This window comes from Pseudomonas sp. LBUM1678 (assembly GCF_059695575.1).
The window spans coordinates 2,829,317-2,843,771 of sequence record NZ_CP166775.1; the positions used below are offsets into that span (position 1 = coordinate 2,829,317).

Here is a 14,455-nt window from a genome sequence, read left to right on the forward strand (position 1 = left end):
TCACGCCTGGGCTGAATCGCGCGCTAAATCCCTGCCAGACGGACGCTGACGCAGGGTTGTCGGTGATAACTCGGGGAATGTCGCGTGGTGATGCCGAAAGGACAGGGCCAAGGTGCAGAACACCAGGAACTCGGCGGAGCGATAGTTGGGAATTACGTACGCCACATAATTGGTGACGACGAACAAGCCGATGATGACCAGGGCGCTGGCGCGAAACCGTGCCGCCTGGTTCGCCGTCACGGCGCGGTATTGTTTGAGCAGTGCTTCGCCCAGCAGCAGCGCCAGCGCAGTCAACTGGATAATGCCGCCGTTGAGCAGGGTCTCCATGTAGCCGCTGTGGGCGTTGCCGATGTAGCCCCAGCGAGTGATGAAGGCACTGGCATCGGGGCTGGCCCAGAAGGCACCGAAACCGTAACCCTTGAGCCATTGCTCGTCGACAAATGGCGCGAGCAGCTCCCAGATCATTGTGCGGTCAGTGAGCGACGGATCGCGACCGGCGATCTCCAGCAGCCACGCAACGTGGCTGTACAGCAACAGGCAAACCAGCAGAAACACCAGCGTGCAACCGAAGAACAGCCACTGCGAGCGGTTGATATGCAAGCGGATCAGGGTGAGGAAATACCAGTAGCTCACCGTACCGGAAATGATCAATGCCACGCCGGTCGCCGATTGGGCGAGCAGGATCGCGATCAGCGAAAAAAACGAGCAGAACAGGGCCCAGCGGTTGCGTTGGCGGATCATCGGTAGCAACAGCAGAATGGCGATTGCGTTGAGCCGTGCCCCGGCGTTCTTTTCGGCGAAAATCCCCTTGAATGCACCGTCGCGAATGCCACCGGACAAGAACGCGACGTCAGGCATGACCACGGCGAGCATCAACCCGATCAACGCTGCCACGCCGATGGCACAGCCGAGCATGAAGGTGATTTTTTCAAGGGGGTAGTTGTAGGCAATGAAACCGGCAAAAAACACCACGCTGAGCATTGCGATAAACCGCTTGAAACTCAGCATCGGGTCGTGGGACCAGCCGATCGATGCGATGACACAGAGCATGAACACCAGCAGAAAGAAGTTGCTGCGGTAAAAGGTTTTGCTGAGGAACACTTTGTTGCGGATGAAGAAGAACAAGGGCACCAGCAGGGTGATGAGACCGCAGATCTGGTTGGCGACGTTGCCTTCGAGGTCTTTATCGATGTCGCCGAAGCTTGCGGCTCCACCCAGACTGAGGACAAACGTGATCACCTGGATGTAGAACAGCACACCGAACAGAGTGAACACGTCGCGCAGTGTGGAATATCGGATCTCCAGTGTGCTCATGGCGATGGCCTCCGGAGCAACGCGGCGAGGTAGGTTTCTACCGCGCTGGCATTCATGAAACGCGCGGCGGCGTCGATGCGGGACTGGCGTTGCAAGTCTCGCGGTGTCGAGAGTTGCAGGGCGATGGCCTGCGCCAATGCGCTGGGGTCGTCGACGGCCACCAGCGGCGCGACGAGGCCACCGATGAGAATGTCTTGCGGGCCATGGGGGCAGCGGGTCGACACCACCGGGGTGCCGGTGGACAAGGCCTCGACCAGCGCGTTGGGGCTGCCCTCGAAACGTGACGACAGCACAAAGCAGTCGGCCGCGGCCACTTCTGCCATGGGATCGCGGGTGTAGCCTGGCAAGTCGAACCGATCAGCCACACCCAGCGTGCAGGCCTGCTCAAGCAACTGCGCCCTGAGCGTGCCTTCGCCAAAAATGATCAGGCGAGCGTTGACGTCCGGCAACCTCGCGAAGGCGTTGATCAAGGTGTCGAAGCCTTTTTGCGGAGCCAGGCGACCCACGGCGACAATCACCGGGCTGGACTTTTGCAACAGCCAGCGGTGGCTCGGCCGACCCGGCGGCTTGTCGCGAAAGTCGTCGTCGAGGACCGGATTGTCGGCAATGGTCACGTCCTGGAGACGTGCAAGGGTGGTGTCGACCAGGTCCTGGGCGACGCCTCGCGAGACGCAGATCACCGGGTTGGGGATGAGCCGATACAACAGGGGTGCCACCCGATACGCCAGCCGGACCATGAAGCCGGGGTTAACGTGCTTGTCATGGGAAAACGTGTTGCGTTCGCTGACGTGCAGCCGTGCCAGTGTCCCTGACAGTGAGGCGGCGATGATGGCGACCACGTTGACGTGAGTGAGGGCCGCCAGTTGTGCGTCGAAGCGATTGGCGCGAAGAAATCGCGCGAGGGCCGGCACCGCATGCGCGGTACGCTGGCTTTGCAATTCGACTTTCTTGACCCGCGGGTCGAGGTGCACCGCATGGAGGCCGCCGCCGGTGAGCATCAGCAATGTCACATCATTGCCCGCGTCCACCAGGGCACTGGCGAGGCGCGCCATCATTTTTTCAGCCCCGCCAGCGCTGAGGTCATGCAGGATAATCAGCAACTTTTTCATTGGTTCCATACCTGGTAATACGCTTGCGCGGCGTACCGGCTGGTGTATGGATGGATGGCGTCACTGAGCATTTTTGCGCTTGGCGCAACGCCGCTCTGTGCCTCCAGGCTTTGGAGCATTCCCCGCGCCAACGCCGGTACGTCGTTGACGGCGACCAGTTGACCCAGTCGACCGTTGTCCAGCAGTTCCCTGGGCCCGGTCTCGCAGTCGCATGCCAGCACGGGCGTACCCAGTGCCAGCGCCTCGATCAGGACGGTCGGCATGCCTTCCTGCACGGAGCTCAGAATGAACAGCCGTGCGTGCCTCAGCAGCGGATAGGGGTTGCTCAGGAAACCGGTGAAATGCACCCGGTGCGCGATGCCCAGTCGGTTTGCCTGAGTGGTCAGTGCATCGAGCAAGGGACCGTCACCGACGATCACCAGATCCGGCAGTGCTTCGCTGCGCAGCGCCAGGGCGTAGGCATCCAGCAACAGATGAAAGCCTTTGGGTTCCACCAGTCGGCCCAGGCTCAACCAATAGTCGCGGGGTAAATCGGCGGGCAGCGGCGCTTGTGCGGCTTCAAGCAGTTGTTCGGTGACGACGGCGTTGGGGCAATAGCGGATCCGTTTCCGACCCCAGGGCATCCAGTCGACAAGGGACTGGCGCAAGGCCGTGGAGACCGTTACCACCTTGCCGCTGCCACAGAGGTACAACGTATAGAGCAGGCGCAGGCTTGAAGGGCCGGTTTTCTGTTCAGTGCAATCCAGTGCCGCGTGGCGGCTATAGATGACTTTGCAAGGACGGCCCAGGGTGGCAATCCAGGTGCAGAGATTGGCCTGCTCCTTGGCGGAAATCAGGTGGGTGACGCCCTCACGGCGAATAAGCCGGCGCAACAGCACAATGGACTTGAGCAGGCCGACGATGCCGCTGCCGTTGCCGTTGCCGCTGGTGAGCGTTGGCGCACCTTCAATGTCCGGCGTGTCACCGTTCATGACGAAAAAACTCACACGCTGGCCGTCCTTGAGAAACTGCTCGGACAACCGTTGCTGGACGCGCTCGACGCCGCCACCGGATTGGAAGTCCTTGAGAATGAACAGGATGTGCATGGTCATTCCCCAACGCTGATGGCAACTTTGCGTTGAACGATCATCGTCAACAGGTGCAAAAAATTGCTGGGGTAATCGATGAGGTAGCGTTTGATCGTATGCGGCTCGCGATACATCCGATAAAACGCGCGCATATGCAGTTGATTGATCATTGCCGGGTAGTAATGCTGCGTGGCCATGGCTTCCTGGCGTATGAACCCGCCACAGGTGAAGGCGACACCCCGAAAACCTGCACGCAGCGCATCCTGTTCGAACTGCTCCTGCAGCCCGGCACCCAGGCCGACGATCAGGATGTCTGCTTCGCTGCGGCAGATGTCGGCCTGAATGCACCGGGCCTGTGCCGCATCGAAGTAGCCGTTGTGATAGCCGGCGATGGCCAGCCGCGGATAGAGCATCTTGATCTTGCCGACAAACAGATCCAGTTCAGCCTGGCGGGCACCGACGAAGTACACGCGCTTGCCCTGTTGCTCGGCGCTGCTGAGAACAGCGTCGGCAATCGAGGTGAAATCAAAGCTGACCCGACCGATCGTACGGCCGGTCACGCGCGACATGAACGTCGACATCAGCATGCCGTCGCAGAAGTAGGCGACGGTGCCTGGGGCCTGTTCGAAAAGGCAGCCGATAGAAGCAAAGTTGATGAAGGAATAGGCCTGGTTGGCGTCGAGTAACTTCGGTGAGTAATGCCTGACTATTTGCAACCTGATCATGGCGCGACTCCCTTCAGATGACCGGGTAGGTCTGCCGACCCACGGAGACATAGGTGAAACCGCGTTTGCTCAACCGCTGCGGATCGAACAAGTTGCGTCCGTCGAAAATCAGCGGTTGCTTGAGCTGCCGGCTGAGCAGGTCGAAGTCAGGCGCGCGAAACGATTGCCACTCGGTGACGATGATCAAGGCGTCGGCGTTTTTCAGCGCCGCTTCCTTGGTGCCCGCCAGCGTCAAGTCATCGCGCGAGCCATAAATACGCTGGGCCTCCTCCATGGCTTTGGGGTCGAACGCCTGGACGCTGGCGCCGGCACGCCACAAGGCTTCCATCAACACCCGGCTGGGGGCTTCGCGCATGTCGTCGGTGTTGGGTTTGAAGCTCAGGCCCCACAGGGCAAAGGTCTTGCCGCGAAGTGCGCCGTCGAAGTGATTGAAAATCCTGGTGTACAGGCTGGCTTTCTGTTCCTCGTTGCGCGACTCCACGGCCTTGAGTACCCGAGCGTCGATGTCGACGCTGGCGGCGGCGTGTATCAGCGCCTTGACGTCCTTGGGGAAACACGAACCGCCGTAGCCCACACCCGGGTAAATAAATTGATAACCGATGCGTGGATCAGAGCCGATGCCATGCCTGACCATTTCGATATCGGCACCGAGTTTTTCGGCGAGGCTGGCCATTTCGTTCATGAAGCTGATCTTGGTCGCCAACATGCTGTTGGCGGCGTACTTGGTCAGTTCGGCGCTGCGCAGGTCCATGACGATGATCTTTTCGCGGTTGCGATTGAACGGTTCGTACAGTTCCCGCATGACCTCTTCAGCGTGCTGGCTATCGGTGCCGATGATGATCCGGTCCGGACGCATGCAGTCTTCGACCGCGCAGCCTTCCTTGAGAAACTCGGGGTTGGAGACCACGTCGAAGGTCAGGTCGCCGCGACCGTTGTCGGCCAGCACCTGCTCGATGTGCGCGCGCACCCGGTCGCCGGTCCCGACGGGGACGGTGGATTTATCGACGATGATGTGATGCCGGTCCATGTTCAGTGCGATGGTTTGCGCAACGCTCAGAACATGTTGGAGGTCTGCCGACCCGTCTTCGTCAGGCGGTGTACCAACGGCAATCAACAGCACATCGCCATGGTGGACAGCGTTGGCAAGGTCAGTGCCGAACTGCAGTCGTCCACTGTGGTAATTGTTGTGGACCAGGCTTTTGAGCCCCGGCTCATAGAGCGGCAGCGTGCCATCCTTCAACGCCTGTACCTTGTCGGCGTCGACGTCCACGCAGAGGACGTTGTGGCCCACTTCTGCCAGCGCCGCGCCTTGGACAAGTCCAACGTAACCAATACCGAATACGCTCACATTCATGATCAAACCTCGGGTCGTCGTGACAGCGATCAACGATGGGCAGGGGTCAATAGATGTTTTTCGAGAACAAGGTGAAGGGCGTCTTGATGAGGATCTTGATGTCCAGCCACAGCGACCATTGGTTGATGTAGTTGAGGTCCTGGGCGACGCGCAGCTGCATCTTTTCCACCGTTTCGGTTTCGCCTCGATGCCCGGTGATCTGGGCCAACCCGGTAATCCCCGGTTTGAGGCGGTGACGGGCCATGTAGGCGCGCACTTTGCCGGTGTAGTAAATGTTGTGGGTGACGGCATGCGGGCGGGGCCCGACCAGGGCCATTTGCCCGAACAACACGTTGAACAGCTGCGGTAATTCGTCGATGGAACTGCGGCGCAGAAAGCGTCCGAGCGGTGTGACGCGATCATCGTCACGGGTGGCCTGGTGCACTTCGCGATCGTCGTGGAGGCGCATCGAACGAAATTTCCAGACCTTGATCACTTCGCCGTTGCAGCCGTGGCGATTTTGCTTGAACAGCACGGGACCGGCGGAGGTCAGCTTGACGGCGGTCGCCACCATCAAGAGCAACGGACTGAGGGCAATAATGGCCACGGCGGCCAGGCTGCGTTCGAACAGGTCCTTGCAAAACAGGCTGGCGGGGTGGGAGCTGATCAGGCTCTCGTTGAGGTAAATCGCCGGCATTCGCTCGATTTCAGAGATCGAGTGATTGAGCAGCACCATGCTGCCGAAATCCGGAATCCACACCACGTCGACGTTCATGTCCAGCAGATCGATGTAGAGCGCTTCGATGGTGGCGGCATGCGCCATCGTCAGGACAATGTAGACGCGGCGCACGTCCAGGCGGGTGATGATCTCGCGGATCCCGTCGACGTGACCCAGCAGCGGCAGAATGCTCGGTGCCGGGCCGCTGTTATCGGCGGCGGCGATGAAACCCAATACCAGCGCGCGGTTCGGCTGGAAGAGTTTTTTCGCGAGTTCATGGGCGGTCGGGCAAGTGCCGATGATCACCGAGCGACGTTCCCTGCAGATCATTCGCGAATGCAGCCGGGCGAAATAATGCAACGGCAGGAAAGTCGCAGCCTGGACGAAAAAGCCCAGCACTGCCCAGACCATGATGACCTGGCGCGAGTAAATCGCACTGGTCTGGGTGGTGAAAGCAATGGCCGCCAGCACCGCCAGCAGGATCAACCAGCCGGCCAGTAACCGGCCGAGCCCGACCACCAGACCGTGTCGCTTGTGGTAGACCTGCATCATGCTGTAGATGGGCACCGAACCGAGCACGGTCAGAATCATCAGGATGCGGTATTCGCTGGTCAGACTGCCAACACGCCAATACACCAGTAGTGTCAGCAGCGAGATGGCCAGTGTCATCGCACATAACCACTGGCCCCAGAACGTCAGGCCTCGGCGATGTGCAATATGAGCGGTGTATTGCGGAGTCATGGGCTTGACCTCGAGGCATGAGTGATCTAATCGGCACTGAACGGCAGCCACGACGTGGCTTCCGCAGGGCTTTTCCGTAGCTCGGCAGAGGTGAAGTCAGGTGTGAGGGGCAGATAGAGGTGCAGCAAAAGCGTGACCGGCAGTTACCTGGGCACGAAGTCGTAGTTGTAGAACGTTCGGGAATGGTTGTAGCCGTACTTGCGCGCCTTGCGCAGATCGACTTGATTGAGCACCGCGCCAAATACCGGTACATGGCTTTGTTGCAACATTGAAATGCCTCTCTGCACCTGATTGATCGGCGTGCTGTCGGCCTTGACCACATAGATCACGGCATCCGAATGCCTGGCCAGCAACAGCGCGTCGCTGATCATCTCTGCAGGGGGAGAGTCGATGATGATGTGGCGGTAACGCGACTTGAGTACCTCAAGCATGCGCGCCATGCGCGGTGAGCTGAGCAGGTCCTGTGGCGGCGGCTGGCGTGTCGAACTGAGCGGGTCCGCAGGGGATGGCAGGCGCGGTGCGCTGAACAGATCCTGCGATACAGGCGCCATCCTTCCGGCCGGCAGCATGTCCAGGTTGCCCACCGAAACGATGCAGTCTTCGAGCCGGGCAGTGCCCGCAATCACATTGGCCAGCCCCGGAATGTCAGGCGGAAAGTCGAAGTTCAGCGACAGGGTTGGCTGACGCATGTCTGCATCGATCAGCAGCACACGCTCCAATGGTGTGAGTGAGCTGGCCAGGTTGTTGGCAATCGTGCTTTTCCCTTCACCGGCCACGGTCGACGTGACCAGGACCACCTGCGACGGCATGTCACTGCTTTGCAACATCAGCCAGGTGCGCAGGTTGCGAATGGTCTCGGAGAAGCGCGGGTTTTCATTGTCTTCGAACAACCGCGCCAGTTGCCGACGGCTTTTCTTCATGACCAGCGGAACGACGCTGAGCAGCGGAATGTTCAGCGTGCTTTCGATCGACTCATCAGTCTTGAAGGTGTTGCTCAGTTTGTCCATGAGCAAGGCCAGCGCCATGCCAATCACCGTCGCGATTATTCCGACGATCCCCACAATCAATGTTTTACGGGGCTTGCTCGCTTCGACAGGAACAATGGCCGGATCGACGATGCGCACTTTAGTGGAGTCCATGTCGGCGGTGGCGGCGGTTTCCTTCAAGCGGGTGACGAAGGTTTCGTACAGTGCGCGGGTGCTGTCGACTTCACGCTGGAACTCGCGCAACTGGAATTCCTTGCGGGCGATGTCCTGGATCTGCGCCTTGTTACTGTTGAAGGATTGGCGTAGCGAGGCTTCACTGGCCGAGGCCAGCTGGAATTGGCGTTCAATCCCGGCGACCACTTGCTGAACCTGCAACTGCAGGCTGGTGGTCGCGGCGCGCAGTTCGGATTGCGCGGAAATCAGGCTTGGGTGTTTCGGCCCATAGCGCCCCGCCAGCTCATCGACCTTGGCTTGTGCCTTGGCCCGATCCGCCTGGAATTGCTGGACCAATGGGTTACTCAAGACCGCCGGCACACTGGAGAGCCGGCTCAAATCGCCGCTGCTCAGGGCCTTCGCCTGGCGGTATTCGCTCTCGGCTTCCGCGCGGTTGCGACGGGCGTCGACCATACGATTGCCGGTCATTTCCAATTCATTGGCGCTGATGGTTGCGACCCCTCCAACGTCGACCAGGCCTTGCTCCTCCCGGTATCCCTGAAGCTTTTTCTCGGCGGTGCGCAGGTTGTCACGCAGCTTGACGAGTCGTGTGTTCATCCACGCCGTGGTGGTCTGCGAGGACTTCTCGCTGGTGTCCAGTTGGCTGTCGGTAAAGCCTTGGGCCAGCGCGTTGGCCACCGCTGCCGCCAGAGCCGGGTCGGGCAGTTCGACCTCGATTTCCAGCAGCTGGCTCTTGCCGACGAACTTGACGCTGGTGTGCAACATGAGGTTCTGCGTGACCTGATTGAAAACATCTTCCTCGCTGGGCGCCTCTTTCACCGGGGCCAACGTGCCCAGTCCTGGCAGCCATTGATCCAGTTCGAGGTCCGCCAGCCATTTGCGCGGCGTGAACCACGGCTTCGGTTGCTGGCGCGGGTCGGTGACCGGGTGGGTCGTCAGGTTGAGTTTTTTCACCGCGCGTTCGGCAAGGTCCCGTGATTGCAGGAGCGCCTGTTGTGTCTGCAAGTATTCGGTGGCGTTGCTGCCTGAATCCTTGACCTGCTGGAAGGACATGAGGGGCGGTGTTTTATCGTTGAACAGCAAAGTGGTGCTGCCGATGTACTGCGGGGTAATGGCCGACACCGCAATGGCCGCCAGGGCACAGCAGAACAGGACCAGCCATCCGATGGACCATTTGGCGCGCCAGATCACCCTCCAGATGTTGAGCAAATCAATGGTGTCCTGACGTTCGCTGTACGGCTGATGTACATGCGTTTGAAGAGGACGCTCGACGTAGGGGCTAGGGCTGTTGTCCATGGTCAGAAAAACCCTTGTGCAATGGAAATGGTATCGCCGGGGGCAATCGTGGTGCTTCGGGTGACCTCATCGGTGAGTGTGGCGCCGCCGTCACCGCGCACGATGGTCACGCGTTTGATCGAGGCCCGCTCGGTCAAGCCACCGCCCAGGGCGATGGCTTTCTCCAGAGTCAGCCCGGGTATGAATGGATAATTGCCGGGTTTTTTCACTTCACCGTTGATGTAGAACGGGCGGTATTCGATCTGGCTCAAGCTGACTTTCGGGTCGGTCAGATACCCTTGTTTAAGTCCGTCGACGATGATTCTCTCGACTTGACCGGGGGTCAGTCCCGTCGCGGAAATCTCCCCCAGGAAGGGGTAGGAAAAGGTGCCGGCATCGCTCAGGCGAATCTTTTTCATGCTCAACTCTGGCTCGCCAAACACGATGATGCGCAAGACATCGCCAGCGGCCAGTTTGTACTGAGTGCCGGGGTCTGCTGCATAGGTATTGGGTAGAACCGCCAATGCGAACAACAAGCCGAGTGTGTGTATGTTCATGGCGAAACCCTCTAGAGGCTTACGTTGAAGCTGATCTGAACCACATTGCGGGTAAAACTTTCGTTGTCGGCATCGGAGTCGTTATCGCGGAACCGATAGCCGAGTTCGATATCCAGCCATCGGCGCATCGCATACACCACGGCCAGGTGGTAATCCTGCAAGTCGTCCGTGCGGCTTTGGCCCTCGTAGACATAACGACCGAACCCGGCTTGTGCCACGGTGGTGATCCGCTCGGTCCAGCCATGGCGCCAACCGACCTGGGTGAAGGTCGACTTGACGGCATCGGCGCCATCGTCGCCCTCGGCGAGGGCCTGACGAGCCACAAAGGTGAACGTTGAATAAGTTCGCGGCTTCCATTGCAGGTCCACTTGCCAGGTGGGGTTGTCGAGGTCCTTGGATTCGCTGCTGTCGAAGTCCTTTTTCTCATACCCGACGCGGACTTTGCCGGTGGTCTTTGCAGTGAAATCCCAGACGGCACCGGCCAGCACTGCGTTGGATTTACTGCTGCGCAGGCTACCGGGTTGCTGGTAATCAAAATTGGTGTGGTCGTATTCGAGCAGGCCACGGGTATTGCTGCCGATGCGGTGATACCAGGTGGTGGTCAGGCCGGCGGTGTTGCGCTCTTTGTCGTCATTGATGCCGTCGGCATTGTCGTAGCGGAGTTCTGCGTAGCTGGCGCCGAAATCGATCTGATTGTCAGCGCTCTTGGCGCCGTAGGTGTAGAGGCCACCCACCCGTTTGTTGTTGAGCTTGTCATTGACGCCTTCGACTGCAGTCGATTCGGTGCGCTCGTATTTTCGATACTCGGCTTCGAGTTTCAGACGGTGCCGGTCGGTGAATTCCATGACGCTGTCCGCCCGCACCCGTTGTGCGGTGTACGAGGCATCAGACTCGTCATGATAAATGTAGCGGGCAGGCTGCCAGATCAGTCGGGTGGCGCTGTTGCGATCTTCGGCCTTGAGTTCGAAGTTGGGCACCAGCTTGGTGATCATGGAGGATTGTTTATTGTTCTCCACCTCCCGGAAGTTATCGTCATGGCTTTCTGAAAACAGAAAGGTGGGTGTGAAATCGAACCCGTAAACATCAATAGGCGCCGGATCAATACTCCAGGCCATTCCAGGGTAGAGAGAAGCCATGATCAGTGCAAAAGGGCAACGTGAATTCAAGGCCATGTCATGGCTCCTGGAAAAAACATGGAAATCAGAGAGTTAGAGAGTGGTGTGAGGCGTGCTGACGTTCAAGGTCACCTAGTGGCAAGCAAATAGCCTGTTCCCGATTAAGGAACTGCATCAGGATCATGACGCGCTCAGACCCATGGGACGCGATGAAAACACCTTCGAGCGTCGACAGCGGACCGCGGATAATTTGCAGGTGATCGCCGGGCGTCAGGGGTGGGTCATCGGGGGATTCTGCGAATTCGCCACAGCGCGCACGCAGATGCTCGATGACGTGCTCGGTCACCATCGCAGGACCGTGATTGAATTCGACAATACGGCTGACGCCGCGCGTAGATCGTATGGGCGCCCAGTTATCGTTACCGCCAAGATGGATAAACAGATACCCGGGGAAGAGGGACTCGCGCACCAGGTGTTGTTTGCCGCGAATCCTGCGTTCACTCAACAGTTGAGGGTGGAACACGACATAGTTTTGTTGAAGCAGGTTGAGGTGGGCGCGTTCATCCTGATGAGGCTTGCATTGCAACAGGTACCAGTTGGAACGTTCGGAACTGATGGCTGACATGCTGGTAAACCTCGTAGAGATCGAAAGTTTAGGCAGGCAGAGGCTCTATTAAGGCCCGAAAAGTATTAAAGCCAGGCAAAATTGCTGTTCTTATTTGGACGAGCGACAGTGTGTTTCAACAATGAGACACAACATGTTGCATTAGTGAAACAGTGCAGTAATAAGGGTGCGTTATATATGACAGCGTGTTGGATATAAAGCCTGAGCAGTTTGCCGAAGGCAAAGCTACCGCAGGGTCCCGGTGAGGGGGCCATCAAAAACCAGGATTTAAAAAGTTATCTGGCGAAGCAGCGCATTCAAAAAAAACTGCACTCGTATTCTGTTCCACCAGACCATGGGTAGTTATTGACCAGTCTCGATAATCTGTCAAACGTTCCTTGTCAAAAAACATGCCTTTTGTCCAATAGTGCATTCAGCTGTAGTCAAGTGTTTGTTTTTACAAGTGAATTGTTTTCCGGCAAACGGTTTAAACTTTTTATGATATTTATAGTCGTGCTCTGCCAAGAGGGTCTGGAGACGGTTTACCCATTAATGGGTGTTGTAATGGAATCTGGAACCTCGGCTACTGTAACGCTATAACTAATTGCCTTGGATCGGACAGGCGGGATAATCACTATGACCATTCTTGTGACCGGCGCGGCAGGTTTCATCGGGTATCACACCGTCAAACGATTGTGCCTGGAGGGGCGAGAAGTTGTCGGTATCGACAACCTTAACAATTATTACAGCGTGGAATTGAAACGCGCTCGGCTCAAACAGCTAAGCGAGTTGCACGGTTTCCGTTTTCAAACGATGGATATTGTCGATAAACCGGCCTTGATGGCGTTATTCAAAAACAGTGCGTTCACCGAGGTCGTGCATCTGGCGGCGCAAGCGGGGGTTCGTTATTCGCTGGATAACCCGGATGTGTATGCGCAATCGAATCTGGTGGGATTCCTCAACGTGCTGGAAGCCTGTCGCCACTATCGGCCTGCGCATCTGATCTATGCGTCGAGCAGTTCGGTGTACGGCGCCAACAGCAAGCTCCCGTTCAGCGTCAATGACCCGGTCGATCAACCGGTTTCGCTGTACGCCGCCAGCAAGCGAGCCAATGAGTTGCTTGCCCACAGCTACTGCCATCTCTACGGTCTTCGCGCCAGCGGCCTGCGTTTTTTTACCGTATACGGGCCTTGGGGCCGTCCTGACATGGCTCTGTTCACGTTTACCGAAGCGATGCTCAGTGGCCGGCCGATTGATATTTACAACCATGGCCAGATGGCGCGCGACTTCACCTATATCGACGACATTGTCGAAAGCATCGCCCGCTTGCGTCCAAAGCCGCCGGTACCGGACAAGGAGGCTGATGGCGCCAACCGTATTTTCAATATCGGGCGCGGGAAACCGGTCGCGTTGCTGGAGTTTGTCGAATGCCTGGAAACGGCGCTGGGCATAAAAGCTCAGCGCAACTATTTGCCGATGCAAAAGGGCGATGTCTTCAAGACGTGGGCCGATGTGTCGGCGCTGGCAGACTGGGTCGGCTTCTCGCCCCAAGTGGAGGTTGAAGCAGGTGTGAGGCAGTTTGTGCAGTGGTATCGCGATTTCTATCAGGTATGAGTCTGACACCTCACTCCAACACGAAATCCACCGGCTCCAGCGCTGGAGGAAGCTTTGTTTCCCCTAATGCTGCAAGGATTTCCCGCTCGATGTTGCGCACGATGGCGTCGATGGGCAGGTCGTTTTCATCGCGTCCAAACGGATCCTCCAGTTCATCGCCAATCGCGTCCAGACCGAAAAAGGTATAGCTGACAATCGCGGTGAAAATCGGTGTCAGCCAGCCCAGCGGTTCGGCCATTGCGAAGGGCAGCAAAAAGCAGAAGAGGTAGCTGGTCCGGTGCAGCAACAAGGTGTAAGCGAAAGGGAACGGCGTGTGTTTGATGCGTTCACACACCGCTTGGGCTTGGGTCAGGTGCGCCAGGTGATTGGTCATGATCGTGTAGCGCCATTCGTTGATCACCCCTGACTCGCTGAGCGCCGAACACTGCTGGCCCACCTGCTGCACAATGTGTTCGCTGAAATCAGGCGCGTGGTCCTGCGGTGCCGGGTTGAGCCAGCGGCTACTGGCGACCAGCTGATTTTCCAGGCGCAGCTTCGCGTTGAGTGCATGGGCAAACCCGCACAGGTGATGAAGCATTTTTCGGCGCTGATTGGCGTCCTTGATGACCCTGGTTTCGCGAATCATTGAGCGGATCGCGACCGTCACGTCGCCCCAGGCTTTGCGGCCTTCATACCAGCGGTCATAACAGGCGTTGTTGCGAAAGCTCATGAAGATCGACAGCGACAAACCCAGTAGCGTGAAGGGCGTTGCGCTGACCTTGGAAAAATAGCTCGGGTGCCATGTCTCGACGAGCACGATAACCGAGGCGAGCAGCGTCACCATCAGGCAGCGCAGGGCAATCCGTTTGGCGATCGAGCCCTTGATCGCGCTCACAATGTTGAGGAAAGTCGGTTTGGGTCTGACGATCATGGTGTTCCTCCTAAGGAGAAAACAGGTGATTCACGTGTTCGATGTGCCGCACGTTCAGAGCGGGCGCAGGCTAAGAGCCTGTGGGCTGTCCGTCCAATCACTGTTGATGACCGAGTGATCGATGGGCTCTATGACCCACACTCTTACCTTGTAGCAGCTGCCGAGCCTGCGAGGCTGCGTCCGGCTGCGAAGCAGTCGTAAAACCAGAGCTCG

Annotated in this window: 12 protein-coding genes; 1 reads left to right on the plus strand and 11 read right to left on the minus strand. The window is 58.2% G+C overall.

Translation table 11 applies throughout. From position 1 onward, the window contains the following. The 10 genes from ACA070_RS13065 to rfaH all read right to left on the minus strand — a co-directional run bounded on the left by ACA070_RS13065 (nt 1) and on the right by rfaH (nt 11,739). The gene (locus ACA070_RS13065; RefSeq protein WP_497451478.1) at nt 1–1,314 is read right to left on the minus strand and encodes an O-antigen ligase family protein; all 1,314 of its coding nucleotides are present in this window, start codon (nt 1,312–1,314) and stop codon (nt 1–3) included. Continuing rightward, nucleotides 1,311–2,423, minus strand: coding sequence for a glycosyltransferase (locus ACA070_RS13070; RefSeq protein WP_497451479.1), 1,113 nt, complete (start codon nt 2,421–2,423; stop codon nt 1,311–1,313). The genes ACA070_RS13065 and ACA070_RS13070 overlap by 4 nt, the downstream gene beginning before the upstream one ends. Next, the gene (locus ACA070_RS13075) at nt 2,420–3,508 is read right to left on the minus strand and encodes a glycosyltransferase (RefSeq protein WP_497451480.1); all 1,089 of its coding nucleotides are present in this window, start codon (nt 3,506–3,508) and stop codon (nt 2,420–2,422) included. Before ACA070_RS13075 ends, ACA070_RS13070 begins: the two co-directional genes overlap by 4 nt. A 2-nt stretch (nt 3,509–3,510) precedes the next feature. Next, on the minus strand, nt 3,511–4,215 hold the full coding sequence (locus ACA070_RS13080; protein ID WP_497451481.1) for a WecB/TagA/CpsF family glycosyltransferase: 705 nt from the start codon (nt 4,213–4,215) through the stop codon (nt 3,511–3,513). A 13-nt stretch (nt 4,216–4,228) separates the two neighbouring features. Then, nucleotides 4,229–5,569, minus strand: a complete 1,341-nt coding sequence (locus ACA070_RS13085) for a UDP-glucose dehydrogenase family protein (protein ID WP_497451482.1) — start codon at nt 5,567–5,569, stop codon at nt 4,229–4,231. A 46-nt stretch (nt 5,570–5,615) separates the two neighbouring features. Then, nucleotides 5,616–7,007, minus strand: coding sequence for an undecaprenyl-phosphate glucose phosphotransferase (locus ACA070_RS13090; RefSeq protein WP_497451483.1), 1,392 nt, complete (start codon nt 7,005–7,007; stop codon nt 5,616–5,618). Nucleotides 7,008–7,150: 143 nt separating this feature from the next. Continuing rightward, the gene (locus ACA070_RS13095) at nt 7,151–9,463 is read right to left on the minus strand and encodes a GumC family protein (protein ID WP_497451484.1); all 2,313 of its coding nucleotides are present in this window, start codon (nt 9,461–9,463) and stop codon (nt 7,151–7,153) included. 2 nt (nt 9,464–9,465) lie between these two features. After that, on the minus strand, nt 9,466–9,999 hold the full coding sequence (locus tag ACA070_RS13100) for a polysaccharide biosynthesis/export family protein (protein WP_462027534.1): 534 nt from the start codon (nt 9,997–9,999) through the stop codon (nt 9,466–9,468). 11 nt (nt 10,000–10,010) lie between these two features. Then, nucleotides 10,011–11,171, minus strand: coding sequence for an outer membrane beta-barrel protein (locus ACA070_RS13105; RefSeq protein ID WP_497451485.1), 1,161 nt, complete (start codon nt 11,169–11,171; stop codon nt 10,011–10,013). 28 nt (nt 11,172–11,199) lie between these two features. Continuing rightward, complete coding sequence (gene rfaH, locus ACA070_RS13110; RefSeq protein ID WP_497451486.1) at nt 11,200–11,739, minus strand: transcription/translation regulatory transformer protein RfaH; 540 nt, start codon at nt 11,737–11,739, stop codon at nt 11,200–11,202. 615 nt (nt 11,740–12,354) lie between these two features. On the opposite strand from rfaH, the gene ACA070_RS13115 reads away from it, so the two are divergent. Next, a complete protein-coding gene (locus tag ACA070_RS13115) occupies nt 12,355–13,332 on the plus strand; it encodes an NAD-dependent epimerase (RefSeq protein ID WP_497451487.1) in 978 nt (325 codons plus the stop codon). Nucleotides 13,333–13,342: 10 nt separating this feature from the next. On the opposite strand, the gene ACA070_RS13120 is transcribed toward ACA070_RS13115, so the two are convergent. Continuing rightward, entirely contained in the window at nt 13,343–14,242 is a 900-nt protein-coding gene (locus ACA070_RS13120) for a bestrophin family protein (protein WP_497451488.1), read from the minus strand. Nucleotides 14,243–14,455: the final 213 nt, after the last annotated feature.